Source organism: Arthrobacter sp. 1088, assembly GCF_031455315.1.
Lineage (GTDB): Bacteria > Actinomycetota > Actinomycetes > Actinomycetales > Micrococcaceae > Arthrobacter.
Map to the genome: position 1 here is coordinate 285734 of NZ_JAVDSM010000002.1, position 23629 is coordinate 309362.

General features: G+C 61.3%; 20 protein-coding genes. 9 read left to right on the forward strand and 11 right to left on the reverse strand.

The window, feature by feature from the left end:
* Window positions 1-9: 9 nt before the first annotated feature.
* From J2Y41_RS04235 to J2Y41_RS04260, 6 genes are all read right to left on the reverse strand, one after another.
* Entirely contained in the window at window positions 10-1521 is a 1512-nt protein-coding gene (locus J2Y41_RS04235; RefSeq protein ID WP_309926418.1) for a family 43 glycosylhydrolase, read from the reverse strand.
* Window positions 1518-4337: a family 78 glycoside hydrolase catalytic domain gene (locus J2Y41_RS04240; RefSeq protein ID WP_309926420.1), complete on the reverse strand. Its 2820-nt coding sequence runs from the start codon at window positions 4335-4337 to the stop codon at window positions 1518-1520. The genes J2Y41_RS04235 and J2Y41_RS04240 overlap by 4 nt, the downstream gene beginning before the upstream one ends.
* A 70-nt stretch (window positions 4338-4407) precedes the next feature.
* Window positions 4408-5265, reverse strand: a complete 858-nt coding sequence (locus J2Y41_RS04245; protein WP_224167417.1) for an ATP-binding cassette domain-containing protein — start codon at window positions 5263-5265, stop codon at window positions 4408-4410.
* 2 nt (window positions 5266-5267) lie between these two features.
* The gene (locus J2Y41_RS04250) at window positions 5268-7028 is read right to left on the reverse strand and encodes a dipeptide/oligopeptide/nickel ABC transporter permease/ATP-binding protein (RefSeq protein ID WP_309926424.1); all 1761 of its coding nucleotides are present in this window, start codon (window positions 7026-7028) and stop codon (window positions 5268-5270) included.
* Window positions 7025-7966, reverse strand: coding sequence for an ABC transporter permease (locus J2Y41_RS04255; RefSeq protein ID WP_309926426.1), 942 nt, complete (start codon window positions 7964-7966; stop codon window positions 7025-7027). The genes J2Y41_RS04250 and J2Y41_RS04255 overlap by 4 nt, the downstream gene beginning before the upstream one ends.
* Before the next feature lie 27 nt (window positions 7967-7993).
* Window positions 7994-9385, reverse strand: a complete 1392-nt coding sequence (locus J2Y41_RS04260) for an ABC transporter substrate-binding protein (RefSeq protein WP_309926428.1) — start codon at window positions 9383-9385, stop codon at window positions 7994-7996.
* 456 nt (window positions 9386-9841) lie between these two features.
* Here J2Y41_RS04260 and J2Y41_RS04265 point away from each other — a divergent pair, with 456 nt between their 5' ends.
* Window positions 9842-10915 carry a LacI family DNA-binding transcriptional regulator gene (locus tag J2Y41_RS04265; protein ID WP_224167414.1) on the forward strand — a complete coding sequence of 358 codons (1074 nt, stop codon included), beginning with the start codon at window positions 9842-9844 and terminating at the stop codon, window positions 10913-10915.
* 122 nt (window positions 10916-11037) lie between these two features.
* The gene (locus J2Y41_RS04270) at window positions 11038-12102 is read left to right on the forward strand and encodes a LacI family DNA-binding transcriptional regulator (protein WP_224167413.1); all 1065 of its coding nucleotides are present in this window, start codon (window positions 11038-11040) and stop codon (window positions 12100-12102) included.
* Window positions 12103-12386: 284 nt separating this feature from the next.
* On the opposite strand, the gene mctP is transcribed toward J2Y41_RS04270, so the two are convergent.
* Together mctP and J2Y41_RS04280 are read right to left on the reverse strand one after the other, a co-directional pair.
* Complete coding sequence (gene mctP, locus J2Y41_RS04275) at window positions 12387-14057, reverse strand: monocarboxylate uptake permease MctP (RefSeq protein WP_309926432.1); 1671 nt, start codon at window positions 14055-14057, stop codon at window positions 12387-12389.
* Window positions 14054-14401: a DUF3311 domain-containing protein gene (locus tag J2Y41_RS04280; RefSeq protein ID WP_224090062.1), complete on the reverse strand. Its 348-nt coding sequence runs from the start codon at window positions 14399-14401 to the stop codon at window positions 14054-14056. Before J2Y41_RS04280 ends, mctP begins: the two co-directional genes overlap by 4 nt.
* Window positions 14402-14603: 202 nt before the next feature.
* Between J2Y41_RS04280 and J2Y41_RS04285 the strand changes: the two genes are divergently transcribed.
* Genes J2Y41_RS04285 through J2Y41_RS04295 form a run of 3 tightly spaced genes read left to right on the forward strand, consistent with a single transcriptional unit; the run spans window position 14604 to window position 16642 of the window.
* Window positions 14604-15296: a histidine phosphatase family protein gene (locus J2Y41_RS04285; protein ID WP_224167411.1), complete on the forward strand. Its 693-nt coding sequence runs from the start codon at window positions 14604-14606 to the stop codon at window positions 15294-15296.
* A gap of 24 nt (window positions 15297-15320) precedes the next feature.
* Complete coding sequence (locus tag J2Y41_RS04290; RefSeq protein ID WP_224090060.1) at window positions 15321-15875, forward strand: DUF3090 domain-containing protein; 555 nt, start codon at window positions 15321-15323, stop codon at window positions 15873-15875.
* Entirely contained in the window at window positions 15875-16642 is a 768-nt protein-coding gene (locus tag J2Y41_RS04295; protein WP_224167409.1) for an SCO1664 family protein, read from the forward strand. The genes J2Y41_RS04290 and J2Y41_RS04295 overlap by 1 nt, the downstream gene beginning before the upstream one ends.
* A gap of 83 nt (window positions 16643-16725) precedes the next feature.
* On the opposite strand, the gene J2Y41_RS04300 is transcribed toward J2Y41_RS04295, so the two are convergent.
* Window positions 16726-17043 (reverse strand): DUF6457 domain-containing protein, encoded by a 318-nt coding sequence (locus J2Y41_RS04300; RefSeq protein WP_309926438.1) that lies wholly within the window; start codon window positions 17041-17043, stop codon window positions 16726-16728.
* Window positions 17044-17240: 197 nt separating this feature from the next.
* Between J2Y41_RS04300 and J2Y41_RS04305 the strand changes: the two genes are divergently transcribed.
* The 4 genes from J2Y41_RS04305 to J2Y41_RS04320 all read left to right on the forward strand — a co-directional run bounded on the left by J2Y41_RS04305 (window position 17241) and on the right by J2Y41_RS04320 (window position 22236).
* Window positions 17241-18830 (forward strand): ATP-dependent DNA ligase, encoded by a 1590-nt coding sequence (locus tag J2Y41_RS04305; protein WP_309926440.1) that lies wholly within the window; start codon window positions 17241-17243, stop codon window positions 18828-18830.
* Between the two features lie 301 nt (window positions 18831-19131).
* Window positions 19132-20388 carry an extracellular solute-binding protein gene (locus J2Y41_RS04310; RefSeq protein ID WP_309926442.1) on the forward strand — a complete coding sequence of 419 codons (1257 nt, stop codon included), beginning with the start codon at window positions 19132-19134 and terminating at the stop codon, window positions 20386-20388.
* Window positions 20389-20446: 58 nt separating this feature from the next.
* Window positions 20447-21379, forward strand: a complete 933-nt coding sequence (locus J2Y41_RS04315) for a sugar ABC transporter permease (RefSeq protein ID WP_309926443.1) — start codon at window positions 20447-20449, stop codon at window positions 21377-21379.
* Entirely contained in the window at window positions 21376-22236 is an 861-nt protein-coding gene (locus J2Y41_RS04320) for a carbohydrate ABC transporter permease (RefSeq protein WP_224167404.1), read from the forward strand. The genes J2Y41_RS04315 and J2Y41_RS04320 overlap by 4 nt, the downstream gene beginning before the upstream one ends.
* Before the next feature lie 90 nt (window positions 22237-22326).
* On the opposite strand, the gene J2Y41_RS04325 is transcribed toward J2Y41_RS04320, so the two are convergent.
* Together J2Y41_RS04325 and J2Y41_RS04330 are read right to left on the reverse strand one after the other, a co-directional pair.
* Entirely contained in the window at window positions 22327-22791 is a 465-nt protein-coding gene (locus J2Y41_RS04325) for a VOC family protein (protein ID WP_309926446.1), read from the reverse strand.
* Between the two features lie 53 nt (window positions 22792-22844).
* Entirely contained in the window at window positions 22845-23594 is a 750-nt protein-coding gene (locus J2Y41_RS04330) for an SDR family NAD(P)-dependent oxidoreductase (RefSeq protein WP_224090049.1), read from the reverse strand.
* Window positions 23595-23629 lie beyond the last annotated feature (35 nt).

Here is a 23629-nt window from a genome sequence, read left to right on the forward strand (position 1 = left end):
TAAGTTTTCCTAGGTTTGTGGGGTGTAGCTGACCGACAGGACGGTCCCGGGCCCTTGCGCGCCTTGGAGGGCCAACATGCGCCCGGTAAATCCGGAGGCGACTTCCGTGGACAGATGGCGCCCGTCCAGGCGGCCGAGCTGGACGGTTCCCGTGTGCCGAACGACAGAGAGTACAACGTCATCCGGCCCGCCGTGGCCCAACGGGACTGTCGGAGATTCAGCAGGGACGCTTTCAATGTGCACGATAGTGCTTGAATCAGCAGGGCATGATCCGAGGTCGAACGTTAGTCCGCCGATACGGGCCCACGCCCGTACGACGTCGGATCGGACGGTGATCCCGTAACAGTACCTGTCGTCGATTCGCAGCATGAAGGTGCCCTGCCCCTCGATCGTCGCTTCGGCCCTCCAACTCAAATCCTTCACACGGGTGCAGAGCATTCCCGGAGATCCGTCCCGCATGGGTAGAAGCGTTATGCCACCCCCAGGGTTGCGCTGGGTGACGCTGTCCGGCTCCCCCGCCGGTACTACCCACCGGGGGTTCAGATCCGGGCCGGAAAAGTCGTCCGAAAATGCTGTATCTACCGAGGGGATGTGAAACCGGTCCTCATCGAACACCGGCCACCCGTCGACCCAGTCGATGCCCGCAATAAAGGTTTCACGGCCCAGAACATGGAATCCAGGCGTGGACCCCTTGGGACGGACACCAAGGTAAACGGCCGCCCATTCGCCGTCGGGTGTTTGTACCAGGTCGGCGTGACCGACGTTCTGAACGGGGTGGATGGAGCTGCGGTGGGTGAAGACCGGGTTGCTGGGACAGGGTTCGAACGGACCCGCTGGATGTGTGCTGCGGGCAGCGGTCACGCAGTGACCGCGTTCGGTGCCGCCCTCCGCCAGCAGGAGGTACCAATACTCGCCGATACGGTACAGATGGGGCGCCTCCACGGCGCCCATTCCACTGCCCTGCCAGATCGGATATGGAGCATCGCGAAGCATGCCGGTGCTGGTATCAAGGCGGGCTTGCAGGATACCGATTTCACCTTCGGTGAAGTTCATGGCCTTCCAGCTCAGGTAGCAATCGCCGCTGTCGTCCCAGCACAGATCCGGGTCGATGCCGATGGCGTCCCCGATGAACACCGGCTCGCTCCATGGACCGGCCGGGTCGGTGGCCCGGACCAGCACCTGGCCGGCCCCGTAATCACTGACATTGGTGGTAATGAACCAAAAGGTCCCATCATGCTCCCGAAGCGTGGAACCATAAATCCCGGTCGACGGGAGGGGGTTCCCCAGCCTGAATTGGGTCCGCCGGTCCAAGACATGGCCGATCTGTGTCCACGTCACCAGATCAGTGCTGTGGAAGATGGGTGCACCCGGGAAGTACTCGAAGCTGGACGTCGACAGGTAGTAGTCCGGGCCTGCACTGCAGATTGTAGGGTCAGGGTAAAAGCCGGAAAGGATCGGCTGAATGGCAGAATTCGCCGTCTGCTCCCCGCCTGCGGGCACGTGCGTTGAGGTCGCTGTCATGCCTGGGAGCCTTTCAGGATTTGGGCTACTTTTTCCCGCAGAGAAACGTTCCGGTTGATCCAGGGTTCGGGAACCAAGGCGTATCCCAGATTGCCGACAGGCTCGTCCAGATACCTGGCGAGTTTGTCAGCGGTCTGGGCTTCACCCTCGGGGGCAATGCCGGTTTCGACGGCGGCGTCCACCACGGCTGACCAGGTGAGGGGTTGACGATCCAACAGTTCGCGGATGGTCAGGGCGTTGCCTTCCCCGGTGTCCGGAGTGGGATCGGCAACGGTCCATGTGTGGGTGCCATGCGAAACCACTTCGGGTTCGCTGGTGCCGGGAACATGAACGACGGCGGTAGTGCCGACCGGTACGGTGACGTCGAGGGTCAGCTTCCCCCCTTCGCGCTCCCACTGAACCGAAGCTTCACCATACGGGGTCAGGTGCCGTGCAGATGCCTGGGTGAGGGCCGCCGTCGGGCATGGTTGGACAGTGATCTTTCGGTACCCGGGCGCCGCAGGTGCCAGGCCGGCGACGGTCCGGTGCAACCAGTCCGCCACAGCCCCCAGGGCGTAATGGTTGAATGAGGTCATACCGCCAGGGTTGACGCTGCCATCCGGTCGCAGGCTGTCCCATCGCTCCCAGACAGTGGTGGCACCCATCGTGACAGGGTAAAGCCAGGAGGGGCACCCCGTTTGGAGGAGCAGACGGTAGGCGACGTCCACTTCACCGGCGTCGGTCAGCGCATCACAAACGAGCGGTGTGCCAACGAAACCGGTACTGATGCGGAAACCGCTGACGCGAACCAGGTCCGCGAGCCGGCGCCCCGCCTCCTGACGCTGGTCCTCGCTGGGCAGAAGCGCCCACTCGAGAGCCATTGCATACGCCGTTTGGGTGTCGGAAAGAATCCGGCCGGACGGGGTCACATAGGAGCGGGCAAACGCGGCGCGCACCTCTTCAGAGAGCTTGTGATAGGTTGCGGCGTCCTCATCGTGGCCGAGTACGGCGGCGGTATACGCCAGAACCTCCGCAGAACGCGCCAGATGCGCGGTAGCGACGACGTCGGGGTCCGTTTTGGCCCTGGCAGCGTCTTCGGGCGGAGCGCTGGGGTCGAGCCAGTCACCGTATTGGAAACCACCTGTCCACAACATGTCGTCACCGGCCAGTGAGGCCACCTTGGCGACATATTTGCATGCGCTTGGATATTGCTGTTCCAGGATCTGGCGGTTGCCGGTCCTTTGGTACAAAGTCCACGGGATGAGTACAGCTGCATCTCCCCAGGCAGCTGCGGGGGTGTTCGTGAAGTCCGAGTGGATGACGTCCGGGACCACGTGGGGTACCGAACCGTCGGGAAGCTGCTCGGCGGCCAGGTCGCGGAGCCAGGAACCAAGGAACCCGCCGATGTCGTAAAGGAATGAGGCTGTAGGAGCGAAAATCTGGATGTCTCCGGTCCAGCCGAGCCTCTCGTCGCGCTGGGGGCAGTCCGTTGGCACATCGACAAAGTTCCCGCGGATGCTCCAGTTAACATTCTCGTGGAACCGGTTCAGCAGTTCGTCCGAGGATGAGAACCAGCCGATACGCTTTAGGTCCGAACCGATGACGACCGCTTCAATGTCTTCAGCCTTCAGGTCCGGAACGCCAGTGACCTCGGCATAGCGGAAGCCGTGAAGCGTCAAGGACGGTTCCAGGGTTTCTTCCGGGGCCCCGGCCACTATGAAGGTGTCAGTAGCCTTCGCCGACCGCAACGGCTCCGTGCAGAGCTCATTGTTTTCAAGAACTTCGGCGTGCTGGATGACCACTTCGCTGCCCCCCGGAAGACCGTGGGTCCGAAGCCTGACCCAGCCGACGAGGTTCTGCCCAAAGTCGACCAGTGTCTTCCCGGCAGGCGAAGTGAAGACAGACACCGCCGGGAGCACCTCGATCGGGCGTATAGCCGGGCCTTCCGGGGCGACGAGCCGTGAATGATCCGCGGGAATGACTTCTACCGCGCTGGAGGCAGACGCGGTGACGCCGGCCATCTCGCGCAGGTCGGTGCTCTGGCCGTCGTAAAGGTCGTCGGCAACAATGTGGCTGTTGCGGGCGGTCCAGGAATCGTCGGACAGGAGAACATGGACGGCGCCGTCCGCCGTCGTGACTTCAAGTTGTGCCAAGACGGCCAGGCGGTCTCCGTAGATGGCGCGCTTGTTTTCGAAGCCCAGTCGACCACGGTACCAGCCGTTGCCCAGCAGCATGTCCAGGTGGTTCGGGCCCTGCCGCAGCAGCGACGTGACGTCATACGTTTGGTAGCGAAGACGGTTCTCGTAGGAAGTCCAGCCCGGAGCCAGCACCGTGTCGTCGACGCGCTGGCCGTTAACAGTCGGGACGTAGATGCCGTGGGCTGTGGCGTAGAGACGGGCTTTGACGATGTCCGCAGGCAGGTCCAAAATGCCGGAAAGGATGGGGGCCGGCATGGCGGGTGCACCTATATCCGCGGGGCTGACGAAATCGGCTGCCCAGTCTGATGCGTTGAGAAGACCGGCTTCGACCGTCGAGGCTTCGCTCCAGTCACTCCAATTCCCACCATCGGTGACACGGACCCGCACGGCGGCGGACTCCCTGGACTTCAGCTCCGGCGCAGGCCACGGGACCAGCACCTGCTCGTTGCTTTCGACACGGTAGACCTCAGTTGCTTCACCGCGGGTCACCTCGACTTCGTAGGCGATCTGCGTGTATCCGGCATCGGCGACTGGCACGAACCATGAGAGTCGCGGTGTTCCGGTACCCAGCCCAATAACGGGTGAAGTTTCGGTACGTTGATCAAAGCGAAGGCCTTGGGGAGCGGCAACGTGTGCCATGAGTGTCTCCAGACGGTGTTGTATCGGGTGCCGGCCTTGTCAGGAAGGGGCGGCTGGTTAAGCGTGAGGGTCAGAGCTGGGCGGGGGCGCCCCGGGGAGTTTCCGCGGCCTTCTCGGCGGCGAGGAACTGCAAGCGGGCGGCTCGGCGTTCTCGTTGCTTTTTCGGGTCTGCCACAGGCGCTGCCATCTGAAGTCGGCGGGTGTAGTCGTGGCGTGGAGCACGGGCTACCTGATCGGCTTCCCCGATTTCAACCACCGAGCCTTGATACAGCACGGCGATACGGTCGCTGATGGAATTCACAACGCCCAGGTCGTGGCTGATGAACAAGTACGCGACCCCGGTTTGTTCCTGGAGTTCCTTGAAAAGTGTCAGAACACGGGCCTGAGTGGTAACGTCCAGTGCGCTGGTCGGCTCGTCGCAGATGATGACCGACGGATCCAAAGCCAGCGCACGCGCGATGGCGATGCGCTGACGCTGTCCACCGGAGAACTCCTTCGGGTAACGGCTGCCCGAATCGCTGGGCAAGCCAACAGAGTCGAGCAGCTCCCTCACGCGCTGGCGGCCTCCGGACGCACCAGCGGCGGCCATCGGCTCCACCAGGATGTCTTCGACCGTCATTGACGGATTCAACGATGAGTAGGGGTCTTGGAAGACCACCTGGATGCCTCGCGCCACCTTCCGACGCTGAGAACGGGAAATGTTGCTGATGGTGTCACCACGGAACCTAATGGAACCTTCCGTAACGGGTGCGAGTCCAAGGATGGCCCGGCCGATGGTTGTCTTGCCTGACCCGGATTCACCTACCAGGCTCAGGGTCTCGCCCGCCTTCAGTTCCAGGCTGACATTGTCGATAACCTTCTTGGAAAGCCCGTGGCGCCCGGTATAGGTCACGACGAGGTTTTCGACTTGGAGTATGGGAGTAGTCACCTTTACGCCTCCATCAGTTCGACGCTGCGGGACGATTCCAGCAGCGCCTTCGTGTAATCCTGCTCCGGGTCGCTGAACAGGGATTCGACGTCGTTTCGTTCCACAATCCGGCCGTTCTTCATGACACTGACCGTGTCGCAGAGGTCTGCGACGACGCCCAGATTGTGGGTGACAAGGATCATGGCCAAACCGCGTTCGGTGCTGAGCTCGCGCAGGAGTTCAAGTACCTCAGCCTGCACCGTGACGTCCAGTGCGGTGGTTGGTTCATCGGCAACGATCAGGTCCGGGTCCCCGGCAACGGCACCACAGATCAGGACGCGCTGGGCCATACCTCCGGATATTTCGTGCGGGTATAAGCGCATTACGTTTTCAGGGTTGCGGATGCCGACCCGTGTCAGCAGTGCGATCAGTTGTTCTTTGGCTTCTTTGTCGCTGATCTTTTTGACGGCCCGGAGACCGTAGACGAGCTGTGCGCCGATGGTGAAGGAGGGGTCCAGGTTGGACATGGGCTCCTGGGGAATGTAGCCAATGCGCCGGCCTCGCGCATTCTTGAGTGCTTTGTCATCCGCCAACAGGTCTTCGCCATCGAGATAGATGCTGCCGCCGAGAATGAGGGCTTCCTTGGGCAGGATGCCCAGCGTTGAGAAGGCCATCTGGGATTTTCCGGATCCGGATTCCCCAACGAGACCGTGGATTTCGCCACGGCGGACGTCCAGGTCGACGCCGTGCACGACTGTGCGGACACGGTCGGGACCGTCCGGATAGCCGATCTTCAAGCCGCGGATGGACAGGAGTGCCTTATCGGATGCTGACGAATCGGACGTTGTCCGCGCGTTTTGGGCATCGGTGAGCAAAGCGCGTCGGCGCGACTTTTTCAATGTCTTGTTATGAGCCGAGGATTGCAGGACGTCGCGGAGCACGTTCCCCAGCAGGATGAGGGCAAGAATAGTGAGGCTGATCAACAGCGCCGGCCAGAGCACTCCGAACCGGTTGTTGTAAATGTTGCTGTTCGCGTTCTGCAGGATGCCGCCCCACGACGGCTGTTCCGGATCGCCGAGTCCAAGAAACTCGACACCGGCCTGGATGGCAATACCGGCCGCGGCGACGAAGGAGCTCTGAATAACGACTGGGGCCCGTACGGCCCAGAGGACGTGCCGGCCAATGATGCGCTGGTCCGAAAGGCCGACCACTTTTGCTGCATCAATGTACAACTCCGTCCTGACGCCAAGAACCACCGAGCGGACCAAACGGTAGTAGGTCGGGGCGACCAGGACACCGAAGACTGCCATGGCGACCATCACGTTGGGCCCTGTTAGCGCGAAAAGCGCAATCAGCAGGACGATGCTTGGCAGGGACATGATGAGGTCCGTGACGAAACCGGCAACGGCTTCGAACTTGCCTCGGTAGAACCCTGCGAGGAGACCGGTGGTGACACCGAACAGGACCGCGATCACGAGCACCAACAATGACCCAAGAAGGGTGCCATTGGTACCCCACATGAGCTGTGACAGGATGTCGCGACCGGCGCGGTCGGCACCGAACAGATGCCCTTCCGAGAATGGTTGGGCGTTCACTGAGTTGAGGTTCGCCTCGTTGGGCTGGAAGGGAGCCAGCCAGGGGCTGAGGACCCCGAAAAGTATCACCAGCACGAGGAACACGATGCAGATCATGCCCTGTGGGTTTGTCAACAGGCGCCGCAGTACGGATCGGCCTGCTGCGGGGACCTCGGCTTCAGTCTCAATCATGCTTGCTTCGGCGCTCATCGGGTCCTCGCTTTCGGGTTCAAGACGGAGTTGGCAAGATCGCCAAGGAAATTCACGCTCAACACGATGATGATCGTCACCACGACGGTTCCCATCACCATGGGAACGTCACCTTGCTGGGCCGACTGGTTGGCCATTTGCCCCATTCCGGGAAGTGCCATGACCTGTTCAACGAAGATTGCACCGCCGAGCAGCCCCAAGGTCTGGAGACTGAGGACCGTCAAGCCTGGACCGCCGGCATTCCGGAGCACATGTCTGAAAATCACGTGCGACTCCTTAAGCCCACGGGCCCGCAGGGTACGGACAAAATCCTTGGAGAGCGCGTCCAGGACAGCTCCGCGGAACTGGCTGGCAGCGCTGGCCACTGAGCCGATGAGCAGGGCTACGACTGGCAAGGTGACCGAGAGAATCCATCCGCTGAAGCTGCGGTCAGGGGAAACGTACCCTGTGGCCGGGAAAAGCCGGATGGATATGGCAAACATGAAAACCAGGGCGATAGCGATGATGAACGGCGGAACGGCGGCACCCAGAACAGCGACGAACTGGAGAACCTTATCCAGCCAGCCGCCGTAGACGGCCGCTGCCACGCCCAGGAGGACGCTAAGAATTAGGGTAAGGATCAAGGTAAGGATGACCAGGGTCAGGGTCACCGGCACCCTCGTCGAAAGAGCCGAGGTCACGGTTTGTCCCGTGAAGAACGACTCGCCGAGGTTGCCGGTGACCGCATTGACCAGCCAATCGCCGAACTGCACAAACAACGGACGATCGAGGCCCAGGTTGACCACTTTGCGTTGAACATCAGCCTCTGTGGCCTGGTAGCCCAGGATTGCCCTGGCAATTCCCGTTCCGTTGCCGAACATGAGACAGAACGTTGCAAAGCTGACAAGGAGAAGTATGGCCGCGGAGCGGAGAAGGCTTTTGAGTAGGGATAACATCATTGTGGTCGCTGGGTCTCTTGTGTTCGGTTACTTGAAGTCGCGCAGGAGCGGGTGCAGACCGGAGAAGTCGCTTGATTCCTGGACGTCAACCTTGGGGTTGGATGCGTAGAAACGGTCCATGTAGGCCATCGGAACGAACCAGGCCTGCTCGGTTACGTACTTGTTCAGGTCCTGCTGGGCCTGCTTGCGTTCGGTATCGGATCCGGACAGGACCGTGGCCCAGAGCGCGTCAACGTTGGCGTCCGGCTGGTGGGAGACGTTCCAGATGCCGTCCTTGAGGACGTAGTCACTGATGTCCTGCAGGGATTCACCGTAGTTGCCCAGCTGCCACAGCGGCACGGGGAACTTTCCGCTGAGAAGTTCGGCAATGGCGTTCGGTCCGGACAGGGCAACCTGCTCCACCTTGATGTTGATCTGGGCCAGCTGCTGGGTGATGTACGGCATCAGCGTTTCGTGATTCTGCCCGGTCATGGTCGGAATCTGCAAGGTGAATCCGTCAGCGTATCCGGCCTTTTCCATCAGCTTCTTGGCTTCGTCGACATTGAAGGGGTACGGGTCCTTCATGTCCGGGATATAGGCATCGCTCCCTTCACGGAAGATCTGAAACGCCGGCGACGCATGCCCCTGGTACAGCTTCTCGGACATGGCATTACGGTCAAAGACCATGTTCATGGCCTTACGGACGTCGAGGTTGCCCAGGGCCGGGATCTTCTCGCCGAGGTGGTCGGTGATCAGCAGGCGCGTGGTGCTGCTGCCCTTCAGCGTCTGGATGTTCTCACCTGCACCCTTTGCTTCCTCAAGGGTGGCCGAGGACACCATCGTGCCGTCGATCTGCTCCGTCTTCAGGGCGTTGACCGCTGCTGTCTCGTCTTCCAGAACCTTCAGGACAAGCTTCTTGTACGGGAAGCGGCTGCTGTCCCAGAACGAGTCGTTCTTGGTGAATGTGTAGACGGAGCCTCGGGTGGTGTTGGCAACATCCAGGACATAGGGACCGGAACCGACCGGTACATCAAACTTCTTGCCTTGGATGGATGCGGGGGTGGCAATCTTGGACTCGCACATGCGCAGGGCAAGCAGCGGATTCGGAGCCGGCCAGGAAATGGCTACAGTCTGGGTGTCGGGGGTCGTGACGGTGATTCCGGCCCAACGGCTGGAAGCTCCACCAGCGGTGGCGTAGTACTCAGCGTTGGTCTTCACCGCAGCAGCATCGACAGGCGTGCCGTCCGAGAACTTCACGCCCTCGCGCAGGTGGAGGGTAGCCGTCTTCTGATCGGCGCTGAACTCCCACTTGTCGGCCAGCGATGCCTCCGGTTTACCCGTCTTGTCGCACCGCAGCAGGGAATCCCATACCGCGTCGGCGCTCCACCCCTGGTAGCTGGGCTGAACACCCGGGTCCCAGCCCTGAATGTCAGCCGTCATACCGAGAGTCAGCATTTCTTTGCTGCTTGAACTTCCGCTCGTATCGCCTGTCTGGCCACCGCTCGTGCAGCCTGTCAAGGCTACGAGCCCAACGGCCAAGGGGGCCGCAAGGGCGACTAGGGCACGTCGTCGTGTGCGTCGCATGAAATAACTCCTTTGTTGTTGAGGGCAGGAACGCTGCCAGCAACGGCCGCCAAATTCTCCAGTCGATGACGTGGACCGCAAGGGCGTGCAACGTTGTCCATAAGAACACTAAGCCAAGAGTCTCAACACCGTCAAGGGACTTTTGTTGCTCAGCTCACAGGAGGCCCTGCAAAGTGCGGAATTGCTGGGATTCTGCGTTCTTTTGTTTATCGTCCTCGCTTCGTCCAACCCGGAAGTTTTGGCGCGTCTAGTGCAACGTTGTCCAGCGCGATACACTGAGCTAGCCATGAACTCAGACAGAAGGGGTCGACGGTGACACCCAAACGAACCACATCTACGGAAAAACCGCGCCGGGCAACTCTTCAGGACGTTGCCAGTGAAGCAGGCGTGTCGTTCTCTGCGGTGTCCAAGGTCATCCGGGGTGCCTCCGGAGTAAGCCCGCAAATGCGGGAGCGTGTCACAGCGGCAATCGAAAAGCTCGGTTACCGTCCGCACGCCGGCGCCAGGGCAATGCGCGGAAAATCGTACACGATCGGGGTGATGATCGTGGAGATGAGTTCGCCATTCCAGCCCGAAGTGGTTCAGGGAATTACCGACGCACTTGAAGGTACGCCATACCAAGAGGTACTCATCGCTGGTGGCTTATCACCCTCACGTCAGAAGCGAAGCATAGAAGCCTTGATGGACCGGCAGGTCGACGGTCTTATTCTTGTCGCTCCCTGGATGGAAGCTGCGTGGCTGGAGGAGCTTGGCGCCAAGATCCCGACCGTAGTTGTGGCAAGGCATGGCACGGCCAGTAATTTTGACACCGTCGTAGACGACGAGTATCAGGGCGCCCGCCTGATGGTTGACCACTTGGTCGCCCTCGGCCATGAGCGGATCGTCCATACCAGCATGCCCTCTGGCGGGCTTGAGCCCTTCGTTTTGTCGCATACCGCCCGTAGATACGGCTACGAGCAAGCCATGACACGCCATGGACTTGTCCCGGAGATCGTTGAAACTGCCTATTCGGAAATCGGCGGATACGACGCTGCAATACAGGTTTTGTCCGGGGATGAACGGCCGACGGCAATTTTCGCGGGAGCGGACATCGCTGCCCTCGGCGTCCTCCGTGCTGCCGAGGAGCTAGGACTCCGCGTTCCTGAAGACCTAACCGTTGCCGGCTACGACAATATTTACGTCTCTGCCATCGGCCGGATCTCATTGACCACAGTGGACCAGTCAGGCCAGCTCACGGGAGCCAACAGCACACGCTTATTGCTTGAACGTATTGGCGGCCGAACCCAACCGGCGCACTATGTCATTGCACCCCAGTTGGTGCCCCGCCATACCAGCGCCGCGCCCGGGCACGTTGGACAACCCGCGTCGGTTTCGATCAACCAGTAAGCAGCCACGGGATAAGGCTTGACGGACATGATGCTGAGCTCTCGCCGCACACCCACGCTGGTTCTGCGCAAATTCAATTCCCAATCAGGGTGAATCACCGCTCGTACAAGGACAAAATGGCGATGACCGCAGAAACGATTCCGCCAACAGCCGGATCCTCAGCCGCCCCCAAATCGCGGCAGCCGACCCTATATGACGTGGCAATGTTGGCCGGTGTGTCACATCAAACCGTCTCTCGATACCTCAAAGGCGGGAGCTCACTTCGACCTGCCACGGCTGAGCGCGTCGCAAAAGCTCTCTCCCAGCTCAACTACAGCCCAAACCTCGCCGCCCGCGCTCTCCGTTCCCGCGAACCCTACACGATCTATTTCATCGTTCCGGAACCCTCCATCCAGGTCCCACCCAGAATGCTCAACAGCGCCAAAGCCGCTGCCCAGGCCAATGGGTATCGCGTGGAGATCGTTATATTGGATCCATATAAAGAGAACAGGGAATCACAGTTCCACCGATTGTTTTCACTCGACGATGTCGCCGGAGTCCTCTCCTTCGCACCTCTGCCGCGGTCCATCTCCGACCGGTCCTTTGCCCAGCCGCCGTTGGTGGTTGCCGGCGACTGTGACGACAATTTGCGGCTACCGGGAACGCTCGTCGACGGCGCACCTGTTGCCGCCATCGTGCGTCACCTTGCCTCTCTGGGTCACTCGAACTTCGTCCACGTTGCTGGCCCAACTGACTGGACGGCGGCCCGTAGTCGCGCGGCCGTCTTCTCCCAGACCATCATTGAACTGGGCTTGACCTCGCACGGCATCGAGGCCGGCGACTGGTCCGTGGCCTCCGGTTACACGGCCGGCCAACGAATCGCAGTTCATAAACACGTCACAGCCGTTGTGGCCGCCAACGATCAGATGGCAATTGGCGTGATCAGGGCCCTCCACGATAGCCGTCTCAAAGTCCCCGATGACGTCAGCGTCATCGGCTGGGGCGACGTAGAGGAATCTTCCTTCCTTGTCCCCTCACTTTCGACGGTTCGTATGGACCTGGAAGCCTTGGGCGCCAGGAGCATGATGAAGCTCATCGGACGAACCCGCAACGCGCCCGGGCCGGAATTACCCGCACTCGCTGACTCCCGGATCTTACTGCGCGAATCCGTTGGACCTGCACGGAAGCGGGCACCGCAGGTGGCCTAGCACTCTCACGGGCGCAGTCCGCCCGGCCGGTGACTGCGGTACACGCGCTAAGCCAAAAGACGGCTCCTGGCCATACCCGAGAATGTCATCACTCCCCTGCCCGACGAGACCCTGGCATCGCCGAAAGGCAGCCGAATGCTGCGAATCGACGGACTCGACACCAACTTCTTCTGCAGGACCGGCTCAGCGATCCGGAATCGCCCATTACCTGGCGTCCGCGGAAGGAAGCGCCGGCTCCGGTGCGCTGAGAGACATCGCCTCCCCCGCCGTCGACCAGGTCTGCCTCACGGCACCGGGGGCGCGTCTCCCGGCTCCACGAAGCGATGCGTCCGCTCGATCTCGGCAATCTTCGGATCGGTTTCATCGGCGCCATAATCCGATGGCCGGGTCTTGTCCGGCCCTGCCGGCACCTTCAGCGCGCGCAGCACCAAGGTGAGGACAGCGGCGACGATCAGGTTGAGGACGAAGGCCGTAACGGCGATATACACGGTGAAGTCGGTTCCCGGGACGGGGGCGACGGATCCACCAAAATGCGCGTGGGTCACCGGGTTGACGACGTTGTAGGCCGAGACGGTACCGAAGGCTATGCCTACCGCCCATCCGACAAGCAGCGCCCAGCGGTCAAACCATCGCGTGTATAGGCCGGCTACAACGGCCGGGAACGTCTGGAGGATCCAGATACCGCCCAGCAGCTGCAAGTTGATCGCCGTGGTCTGGTCCATGGCGACGACGAAGATGAGCGCGCCAACCTTGACCACCAGCGAGACGATCTTGGAGACGCGCGCCTCTGTCTTGGGGTCGACGTCGGGCCGGATGAAGTCCCGGTAGACGTTGCGCGTGAACAGGTTCGCCGCGGCAATGGACATGATGGCCGCCGGCACCAGGGCACCGATGGCAATGGCCGCGAGGGCAACTCCGGCGAACCACGCCGGGAAGTGGTCCAGGAACAACTGCGGGACCACGAGTTGGGGATTGACCGATCCATCGAGGTCAGTCGGCTTGGTACCGGCTTTGATGGCCACGTAACCCAGCAGGGCGAGGAACCCGAGCATGAGCGAGTAAAGCGGCAGGATGGCTGCGTTGCGTCGGATCGTGTTGCGGCCTTTTGACGCGAGGACGCCAGTCACCGAGTGCGGGTACATGAAGAGGGCCAAGGCTGAGCCGAGCGCCAGGGTCCAATACGCGGAGTAGTTGGCGCCGCCCGGGATGAACACCCCGGCGGGCTTGCCCGTTGCCTGGTTCACTGTGCCCAGCTTGGTTTCCGCCGCACCGAAAATCGTGTCCCAACCGCCGAACTTGATCGGAAGGTAGATGACCGCCACGATGACGGAGAGGTAGATGAGCAGGTCCTTGACGACGGCGATCATGGCCGGCGCCCGCAAACCTGAGGTGTAGGTGTAGGCGGCGAGCACGACGAATGCGAGGATGAGCGGCAGGTCCGTCAGCAGCACGTTCTCGGAGCTGCCGAGGCCGAGCACCGTGAGGACGGCCTTGATGCCCACGAGCTGGAGGGCGATGTAAGGCATCGTCGCCACAATGCCGGTGATGGCGACGGCGAGCGACAGCCACCGGCTCCCGTACCGGCCACCAACGAAATCCGCCGAAGTGACGTAGCCGTGCCTGTGGGACACGGACCACAGCCGGCTCATGATGATGAAGATGATCGGGTAGAGGACGACCGTATACGGCACGGCGAAGAAGCCGGTCACCGCGCCCGTGGCCCACATCGCTGCAGGCACGGCCACGAAGGTGTAGGCCGTGTATAGATCGCCGCCCAGCAGGAACCAAGTGATCCACGTGCCGAAGCCGCGGCCGCCCAGCCCCCATTCATCGAGGCTGTGGAGCCCCTCGTCCGACTTGCGCCACCGAGCGGCAAGGAAGCCCATAACAGCAACAATGACGAACAGCACGATGACGATGATGAGGGCGATCCAGTTGATCTCGCGTCCGTTCATGGCCTGTCCCCTCCGTTTCGGTTCCCGGCGCGGGCCGCTGTCCGCCGTCGTCGATCCTCCGTACTGACCAGCCAGTAGGCGATCCCGCTGAGCCCTGCGGAGATGGGCACCCAGAGCAGCTGGTACCAGTAGAAGAAGGGCATACCGCCCAGGCGTGGCGCGTCGAACGAGTACAGCTGCGGCATGAGTGGGAGCACGATCGCGGTGACCAACAGTACGCCTGCCACAACGTAGGGTAGCGGCCTCGCCGGCCCTCGGGTTGGCGTCTCGCGGGTTGGCTGTCCGCCCGGCGGAACTGCGGGGAAGGGGCCCTGATCCGGACCCGCACCATTTTGATTGGACACCACGACCTCCTTGTCGACCATGGTTGGAGGGCGAATATGCCCTCCTCAACTCTTTTGTACCGCTGTGTGTCCCGCTCGGGAAGGCCTCTTCGGCCTATCCGAAGCCTGTTTGTTCACCGCAGGATTCTCTTCCTTATCGAGCCCGGAATGATGCGACCCGGCATGGTCCACACCACCAGCGGAGGGTGGCTAGGCTGGGTGGATGGCAACACTAATTCTCGTGCGGCATGGCCGCACCACAGCCAACGCCAGTGGACTGTTGGCGGGTAGGGCCGACGGCATCAGCCTGGACCAACTGGGGTGCGATCAAGCAGCCCTGGCCGGTGACCGGCTCGCTGCTGTGCCCGTCGCCGGAGTGGTATCGAGCCCTCTTGAGCGTTGCCGGCAGACCGCCCGGCTCATCATCGATCGCCAGGCCGGCTCGCCGCAGGCAGTAGTCGATCCCGATCTCACCGAATGCGATTACGGTCAGTGGCAGGGCCGGAAGCTCGATGATCTCGCCACCGAGGATTTGTGGCCCATGGTGCAGTCGCAACCGTCCGCCGTAGTCTTTCCCGGCGGTGAATCCATGGCCGCGATGCAGGCCAGGTCCGTGGCAGCGATTCGACGCCACGATGCTGCCTTCGAAGCCCGGAACGGGCCAGGGGCCGTGTGGGTGGCCGTCAGCCACGGTGACGTCATCAAGTCAATCCTTGCCGACGCACTCGGCATGCACCTTGACCTGTTCCAGCGAATAAACGTCAGCCCCGGTTCCGTATCAATCATCCACTACAGCGCGAGTCGCCCCAGCGTCCATGCGACCAATACCGAAGCTGGTGACCTGTCATGGCTGTCCAACGGCATCCGTTCGGGCGATGCACCGGTGGGCGGCGGTGCAGGACAGAAGACGACGTGAACGTCATGTGCCTAAACTACTGGCATGCCTACACGCGTTCACGAGTTTGCCTGGCCTGATCGGGTTGTCATTGGCACCATTGGCCTTCCCGGAGCGCGCACGTTCTACCTGCAAGTGCGGACCGGGGCGCAGATCGTGAGTATTGCCCTTGAGAAGCAGCAGTCCGCCCTGCTCGCGGAGAAGATCGACGAACTGCTCGATCAGCTCCTCACCGTCGACGGCAACCCCTTCAGCGTCCCTACGGGTACACCCATTGAACTCGTCGATAATGACCCGATCGAACCTCCTGTGGAGCAGTTCCGCACCGGCGCCATGACCTTGGATTGGGACCCAACCACAGCCCAGATCGTCGTCGAGGCATACCCCCTCATCGACGTTGATGCTGACGACGAGGACGAACCGCTTGTTGAGGACGGCTCTAACGAAACCGAAATGATGCTGGTGCGAATGCCGGTTGGCACCGCCCGCGCGTTCGCGAAGCGCACCCGTGAGATTGTGGACGCCGGGCGGCCGATATGCCCCCGCTGCGGTTACCCCATGGATGCGGACGGGCACGACTGCACCTTGCCCGAGGTCTAATGCCGGCGCTGGACCTGATGACCGCCGAGCTGACGCTTTCAGGGCGCATCACGACGGCCTCAAACGCCACATTCCTCGGCAGCATCGGCGACGTGCCGGTCGTCTATAAGCCAATAGCGGGCGAGAGCCCCCTATGGGACTTTCCCGACGGCACCCTCGCCCACCGGGAGGTGGCCGCGTACCTGGTCTCGCAGGTTCTCGGCTGGAACGTCGTGCCGCGCACCTGGCTGCGTGACGGTCCTCTGGGCGAAGGGATGGTGCAACTCTGGCAGGAGCAACAGCCCGCCCAAAGCGCGGTGGACCTGATTGCAGCGGACCACCTGCCAGAGTCAGGTTGGAAACACGTTCTCGAGGGACAAGATGAAAACGGTCGGATGGTGGCCCTCGTGCACGAGGACTCGCCGGCGCTGAGACGTATGGCGGTGTTCGACGTCGTGGTCAACAACGCGGACCGCAAAGGAAACCACATACTTGCCATGACGGACGGGCACCGGCACGGTGTGGACCACGGACTCACCTTTCACAGCGAACCTAAACTGCGTACGGTGCTATGGGGATGGCTGGGAGAGGCCCTGACAGCGGAGGAACTCGACGGGATCGATCGCGTCATCGAAGGACTGAAGAGCGAGCTGGGCCGGAATCTGGCGGACCTGCTGACTTCCGAAGAAATCGCATCGCTCACCGCGCGCTGCGCTCGGCTCCGGCTGACGGGACGATTTCCGGCCCCGGTCGGCGGAATGCCGGCCGTCCCCTGGCCGCTGTTCTAGAGTCGGCTACCGGCTACCGGCTTCGCGGGCTGAGTCGTCCGGTACTCCCCTGTGCCAAGTCTTACCGTCAGGGGTTCTCGGCCTTACGACTGATTTGTGGGCTCCCAGCCCTTTCCTTCCGCCCGGTCAGAACAGAGCCTGAAGGCGATGTCTGCCGCCTTGTTAGTTGCCACGGCAGGTAAAACGTCCGATCCCCGGCTTCCTTTCCCGGCTTCAAGCCCGGCAGCGTAACCGACCATGAAAGCCGTCACCGGCGCTGCTGCATGGATCACGGAGTCTGCAGATTTCCTGGCCAGATCAAGGACAAGTTCCTGGTCAACCTCAAGATCCAGGATGTGCAGCGCCCGGGCCAGTTCCTGGCTCCACTGGGACAGAACCTGTGCTTCGTCGTCGCTGGGCATGATTTCTCCTTGCCGAAAGTCTCAAGTGGTTCGGGGGGTGGTGCCGTGGTTCGGTGTGGTGCCATGAGAATACAAGGCATTCCTCCACAAGTCAGGGGGTTGCCGGCAAATTGGCCGGGGACCGGGCATTCGCCCGCGCCGCTTCTGGACAGGGATTAATCGCTGTTCATGGACGGCCGCCGTGACAGACTGGTGCCATGCTGCTCGATGAGCTCGTGAGGACCTCGGAAGCCGTCGCGGCCACCCGCTCCCGGGTCGCCAAGATCAACGAACTGGCAGGTCTGCTGCTCCGCCTCGACCCCGCGGACATCCCGACGGCGGTCGGCTTGCTTACGGCCAAGCCTCGCCAAGGCCGGGTCGGGATCGGCTGGAGCGGCATGAGGGCGGCCAAGGGCAAGCCCGCTGCTGAGCCGACTCTCACCATCGCCCACCTCGACGCTGCCTTGGACCGGCTGCTGGCGGCCGCAGGCGCTGGGTCGACCGTAGAACGCGCCGCCATCCTTCGGACCCTGATGGCGGAAGCCACAGAACGAGAGCAGAACTTCATCGCCGGCGTGCTGCTCGGGGAACTTCGTACCGGTGCGCTTGAGGGCGTATTAACGGATGCCGTTGCCCGTGCCGCCGATCGCCCGGTCGAGGCCGTACGCCGCGCAGCGATGCTCTCCGGCGATCTCGGCGCGACTGCCCTGCTGGCGATCACGGGCACCGCGGCACAGCTTGACGCAGTCGGCCTCATCGTCGGGCGTCCGGTCCAACCCATGCTCGCCGCAACCGCGGCCAGTGCCAGCGAGGCGTTGGAGACGACGGGGGAAGCGTCCGTGGAATACAAACTCGACGGCGCACGCATCCAGGTGCACCGTGCCGGCGACGACGTGCATATCTTCACCCGCACCCTGGCCGAAGTGACCCATCGGTTGCCCGAGGTGGTGGAGGTGGTGCGCGGACTGCCGGTGCGCGATGTGATCCTCGACGGCGAGACACTGGCACTAGACGAGGACGGCGGGCCCAGACCGTTCCAGGAGACCATGTCCCGGTTCGGGGCGAACGCGGCCCGCACCATACTGCTGCATCCGTGGTTTTTCGACGTGCTGCACGTAGACGGGCGCGACCTTCTCGACGAGCCGCTGGCCACACGAATCGGCGTGCTTGAGCGGATCGTCCCCGATCACCGCATCCCAGGGAAAATAACTGCGGATGCAGCTGTTGCCGAGAGCGTTTCGCGCGATGCCCTGGACGCCGGCCATGAGGGTGTGGTCGTGAAGGCGCTGGGCTCGTCCTACGCCGCCGGGCGGCGGGGTTCGAACTGGATCAAGGTAAAGCCGGTGCTCACCTACGACCTGGTGGTGCTCGCCTGCGAATGGGGGTCAGGACGACGCGCCGGGCTGCTGTCGAACCTGCACCTCGGAGCCTTGGACCCTGTTGGGGAGTTCGGCGAACCCGGCGATTACGTGATGGTGGGCAAGACTTTCAAGGGCATCACCGACGCGCTGCTGAAGTGGCAGACTGAAAAGTTCCAGGAGTTGGGGGTGCGGCGTACTGCGGGCACCGTATGGATCGAGCCGGTCACCGTGGTCGAGATCGCCATCGACGGCGTCCAACACTCTCCCCGCTATCCGGGCGGAATCGCCCTTCGGTTTGCACGCGTCAAGCGCTACCGTGACGACAAGACCGCCGCCGAAGCCGACACGATCCAGGCCTTGCGCGCTCTGCTCCGTACAACAGGGGGTAGAAAGGTATCGCCCGCACCGGCGGAGCCGGATCCCCGGGCCCTGGCTGAGGAGCCTTAATCTGGATGTTGGTTGAGTTCGACCATTGCGGGAGCGGCCGCACGGGCCGCCGATCGAGAGCCAGGCACTTCCAAAATCCGCATCAAAGGTTCCCTTGACAGAGCCCTCCATCGGCCCTAAGTTTATTGCAACCGATCTCAGCAACCGATCTCACTGCTAATTTCGTAAAAATGCAACCGATCTCAAAGGAGAGACTCGATGATCAACTGGCTCCTCCCGATCGTCGGTGGCCCACGTTTGGTAGGCATCGATTGAGCACGGCATGCTCCCGCATAGGCAACCCAGTTCACAGGAGAAATTCATGATCAAAAAGCGATGGGGCTTGGCGCTCGTCACAGCTGTCGTGGCCGGCCTCGCCCTCAGTGGCTGCTCCCCCTCGGCTTCGGAACCCAAAGGTCCCGTGACGCTCAATTACTGGGACTTCCTCGATCCCAGCCAAGCGAATCCGCGCTCGAAGGCACTCAAGGAAAACATTGCCAAGTTTGAGGCGGCAAACCCCGATATCAAGATCAACCTCTCTGTGGTTTCGCTTGGCGACATGTTGAACAGACTGCCGCAAGCCGCGGCAGCAGGTCAGGCTCCTGACGTCTTCAAGATGTTCACTCCCGTAGTGCCCCAGATGGCGTCAGCCGGCGTCTACGCACCGCTGCCTGAGGCTGCTTCCAAGGTGACTGACTGGCTGCGTCCGACCGACACTCTTGCCGGCCCTGACGGCAAGCCGGTTGCCGTGCCCTATGAATACCGAACCTGCGCCCTCTACTACAACCAAAAGATCCTTGACCAGATAGGCGCGACCGTTCCCACCACGTACGACCAGGTTGTCGACGTTGCCCGGAAAGCTGCTGCTGCAGGATTCACCGGCTTCGGGACCGGCTTCTCGGACACCGACAACTCGGCAATCATCAGCACCTTCTTCAACTGCTTCATGACACAGGTTGACCAGGAAATCTGGAACAAGGATGGGAAAGCGGATTTCGCAACAGCCAAAGGCAACGAGTTTGGTAACTTCCTTGCCAAGCTCAGGGACGCAAAGGCTTTGGGTAGCAACGTCGTATCAGACACTTACGGCACAGTAGCTGACGGCATGGCGAGCGGCACGGTCGCCATGGCAGTTCTGGGCACGGAACGAGCAGTTTCCTTCGGCTCGCAGAACAAGGACCTTAAGTGGACGGCCTTGCCTAAAGCGAGTACCGGCGATACGACAGGTACCACCATTGGCTGGACGTTGGGCATAGGCAATGGCAGTAAGAACACCGACGCCGCCTGGAAATTTATCGAGTACATGACCGGGCCGGAAGCCGGTGCCCTCATGGCAACCGGCGGTGAGGTACCCACCCGGGCAGCCACGTACCAGCAACCGTTCTTCTCCACGCCTGAGGCAAAGACCGTAAATGACATCGCAGCCTACGTCAAGACCAACAGTGAGCCACGCACCTATTCCAACACCTGGACCGCACTTGCCACTGGTCTGTCCCAAGCCGGGCAGAAACTGACCCTCAACGGTACGTCAGGCAACGACTTTATCCGTTCCGCACAGGACGCGGCCAACAAGAAGTAGCCGCCCGATATCAGGGGAGCCTGACCAAATCAGGCTCCCCTCGGAAGGAACACAGATAATGTCAACAAAAAGCCCAACCCGCACCACACGCCAGACTGTGGCTTCCCCTTCAGGCGTCGATGCTATCCGCCGGGTCCGTAGGGATCGAATGGTATGGCTCTACGTCATCCCCGTCAGCGCCGTCTTCCTCTTTGTTTTTGTGGGGCCGCTCATCTACACAGCGTGGACGGCCCTCCACGAGACGACTTACTACCAGATAGGAAAATTCTCGGGTCTGAATTCGTTTGTCCGACTGTTCTCAGACTCCGAACTGCCGAGCCGCATCTGGACAACCCTGGTATTCTCGCTCGGCGCCTTGGTTATCGCCTTGCCGGCCGGACTTCTGTCTGCGATCGTGCTCAACAATCTTCACCGATTCAAGCGTTCCGTCCGGAGCCTCTTCCTGCTGCCTTGGCTGATGTCACAGGCCACTGCAGGAACAATCTGGCTCTGGTTCCTCAATCCCAATTACGGTCCCGCTTCCGCTATCACCAAATCCCTCGGATTCGGCCCTACTGATGTGTTCTCATCACCCGGCAGTGCGCTTGTTGCAGTAACTCTGATGACAGCCTGGTGGTCCTACCCCCAGGCCATGCTCCTCTTCCTGGGCGCCCTTCAAACGATTCCTGAAGAGCTTCGCGAAAGCCTGAGGGTAGACGGCGGCGGTATCTGGCACCAGTTCGTGAATATCACTCTGCCCTACCTGCGCAACACCATCGTCTCCGTCGTCGTCGTTCTTCTCATGCTCTATGTGCAGATGGTCACCATCATTTTGGTCACCACAAGAGGAGGCCCCATCGGGTCTACAGAGACGCTGTCCATGCGTGTCTACAACCAGATGTTCGACAAGTTTGATCTCTCCGGAGCATCAGCAACGGCAATCCTTCTTTTCGCCGTCAACATCGTCCTGACTCTCGTCGCCATTCGCTTCCGACGGAAGGAAAGCCTGTGAGCATCACAACCCCGCGCCGCCAGCGACGCCTGGGCAATGTCATTCGTGCGGTCCCGTCCTGGGCGTACGTCATTCTCTCAGCCGCGGTGGTCCTTCCTCCGGTCGCATGGATCCTGTCCACTTCGCTCAAGACCGCCTCGAGCACCCTGGAATTTCCTCCAAGGTGGATACCGGCCCCATTCTCTGCCGAGGGCTATATCGGCCTGCTGACGTCGACCAACATGCGCTTTTTCGCAAACTCCCTCATCTATGCGGTCGGCTCTATCGTCCTTGCCCTGGCAATTTGCATCCCGGCAGCGTACGTGGCAACGCGGTACCGGAGCCGCCGCATGGAAACACTGATGACCGGGATTCTGGTCCTGTCCATGGTCCCGGCGATCGTGGTTTTCATCGCGCTGTACTCCATGTTCGTCAAGACCGCCTTGATCAACACCTACCCGATGCTGATCATCGTCTACACGGCAATCATCTGTGGACAAACCATCCTGTTCCTGCGAAATTTCATCGAGAACATACCCGTCGAAATCGAGGAAGCGGCGGCAATCGACGGATGCTCCCGAATGCAGATTTTGTGGCGCATCATCCTCCCGCTCATCCGGCCCGGTATCGCTGCTGTGGCAATCTTCATCTTTGTCTTCGTTTGGAACGACTTCCTTGTGGGCACCGTCCTCGCCACCACAGAAGACATGAAGACCGTCCAGAACGGCATAGTGCGATACATAACCACCGGCTTCGGTAGCTTCTGGGGACTCTTCGCCGCATTCATCGTCGTGGCTTTCATCCCCGTACTCTCAATCTTCCTCGCCTTCCAGCGCTGGTTCGTTGCCGGCATGACCTCAGGTGGTGTCAAGGGGTAGCCTATTCGCCGAGGATTGGTCCTCAGGCGGGCGTGGTGCCACGGTAGATGCAACATTGGCGGGCAGGGTGCACCCTGCCCGCCAATTCGCTTATGAATTTTCGCTCGAGCGCCAGTCGGGCGGCTGAATCAGTTCTACGCGATTCCCATCCGGATCGAGTAAGTAGATCAGCAGACCTCCTGCAACCGGTCCGGACGTGGGCGCGACCGGTTCGGACAAGGCCCTGTATCCGAGCTTCGTCATTCTGGCGTAGACCTCGCGCAGGTCAATATCCGTGAAGGCAAGATGTGCCGTGCCAGGCTGCGCTTCCGAGGGATCAACGGCAGGCGGAGGATCCTCAACCTGGACCAGCTCCAGGTGAAAGGTCCCATCACCGGCTGTGAGCATCATTGCTTTGACCTTGACGTTCGGACGGCCGTACAGCTCGCCGACGTAGGGGCCCGAGGTCCACTCATTCAAACGGGTCAAGCCCAGCCCTTCCACGTAAAACCGGGCGCTGCGCTCCAAGTCTGCAACGTGCAGAGCAGTGTGATGATGACGGATTGCTGTATGCATTTTTCCTCTAATTCCTGACTGAATCGAAATATCTGCTCAAGGATGCGCGCGGGTCAGGTTCCTATTCCCAGATGTGCTCCGCCTGCCACGTCGAGGGACACTCCAGTGATGTAGCGATTGTCGGGATCAGAAAGGAACAGGATGGCACGGGCAACTTCATCGGGTTCGGCAAAGCGGCGCATCGGTAGCTGCGCTGCCCGCTTGGCCCGGTTTGCTGCTGCGTCCGGGCCGGAGTCCCTGGCGAATTGAGCCCACATGGGCGTGTTCACCGGTCCTGGCGCAATGGCGTTCACTGAGATGCCGTTGGGTCCAAGCAATTCGGCGAAAGACCACATAATATGCAGGACCGCAAGCTTGCTCGCGTTGTAGGGCAGATAGTTGAGCCGTGCTTCTTTGGCCGCAACTGAGGACAGGACTACGATGGCGCCGGATGTGCCGGTCTCAAGCATCGATTTTGCGGTCTCCCGGACCATGGTGAAGGTCGCGGTGGTATTGATCCTCAGGATGGAGTCGAACTCTTCGGTGCTTGTTTCCATGATGTCCGGTGTGGGGCCGAGCACTCCGGCTGCGTGGACGAGGACATCAAGACGGCCATATTTGGCTTGTATGTCCTGGATAACCGTTGCGCACTGTTGTTCAGAGGTGATGTCGAGGGGATGGAATGCCTCCAGGGACTGGTCCTCTTTCGGGGAACGGTCTGCGCCGATGACGATGGCACCTGAGGCTGTGAGTGCGCTGACTGCAGCATCGCCGATTCCTCCGCTTGATCCGGTTACCAGAACCACCTGGTTTTTGAGGCTCATCGGTTCCCTCCGCTCTGGGCGCGGCTCATCCGCGG

What these genes read in the sequence shown, in the direction of transcription:
- J2Y41_RS04235 (WP_309926418.1), bottom strand. Translation starts at nt 1,521, where the DNA reads ATGACAGCGACCTCAACGCACGTGCCCGCAGGCGGGGAGCAGACGGCG.
- J2Y41_RS04240 (WP_309926420.1), bottom strand. Translation starts at nt 4,337, where the DNA reads ATGGCACACGTTGCCGCTCCCCAAGGCCTTCGCTTTGATCAACGTACC.
- J2Y41_RS04250 (WP_309926424.1), bottom strand. Translation starts at nt 7,028, where the DNA reads ATGAGCGCCGAAGCAAGCATGATTGAGACTGAAGCCGAGGTCCCCGCA.
- J2Y41_RS04255 (WP_309926426.1), bottom strand. Translation starts at nt 7,966, where the DNA reads ATGATGTTATCCCTACTCAAAAGCCTTCTCCGCTCCGCGGCCATACTT.
- J2Y41_RS04260 (WP_309926428.1), bottom strand. Translation starts at nt 9,385, where the DNA reads ATGACGGCTGACATTCAGGGCTGGGACCCGGGTGTTCAGCCCAGCTAC.
- J2Y41_RS04270 (WP_224167413.1), top strand. Translation starts at nt 11,038, where the DNA reads ATGACCGCAGAAACGATTCCGCCAACAGCCGGATCCTCAGCCGCCCCC.
- mctP (WP_309926432.1), bottom strand. Translation starts at nt 14,057, where the DNA reads ATGAACGGACGCGAGATCAACTGGATCGCCCTCATCATCGTCATCGTG.
- J2Y41_RS04285 (WP_224167411.1), top strand. Translation starts at nt 14,604, where the DNA reads ATGGCAACACTAATTCTCGTGCGGCATGGCCGCACCACAGCCAACGCC.
- J2Y41_RS04290 (WP_224090060.1), top strand. Translation starts at nt 15,321, where the DNA reads ATGCCTACACGCGTTCACGAGTTTGCCTGGCCTGATCGGGTTGTCATT.
- J2Y41_RS04295 (WP_224167409.1), top strand. Translation starts at nt 15,875, where the DNA reads ATGCCGGCGCTGGACCTGATGACCGCCGAGCTGACGCTTTCAGGGCGC.
- J2Y41_RS04300 (WP_309926438.1), bottom strand. Translation starts at nt 17,043, where the DNA reads ATGCCCAGCGACGACGAAGCACAGGTTCTGTCCCAGTGGAGCCAGGAA.
- J2Y41_RS04305 (WP_309926440.1), top strand. Translation starts at nt 17,241, where the DNA reads ATGCTGCTCGATGAGCTCGTGAGGACCTCGGAAGCCGTCGCGGCCACC.
- J2Y41_RS04310 (WP_309926442.1), top strand. Translation starts at nt 19,132, where the DNA reads ATGATCAAAAAGCGATGGGGCTTGGCGCTCGTCACAGCTGTCGTGGCC.
- J2Y41_RS04315 (WP_309926443.1), top strand. Translation starts at nt 20,447, where the DNA reads ATGTCAACAAAAAGCCCAACCCGCACCACACGCCAGACTGTGGCTTCC.
- J2Y41_RS04325 (WP_309926446.1), bottom strand. Translation starts at nt 22,791, where the DNA reads ATGCATACAGCAATCCGTCATCATCACACTGCTCTGCACGTTGCAGAC.
- J2Y41_RS04330 (WP_224090049.1), bottom strand. Translation starts at nt 23,594, where the DNA reads ATGAGCCTCAAAAACCAGGTGGTTCTGGTAACCGGATCAAGCGGAGGA.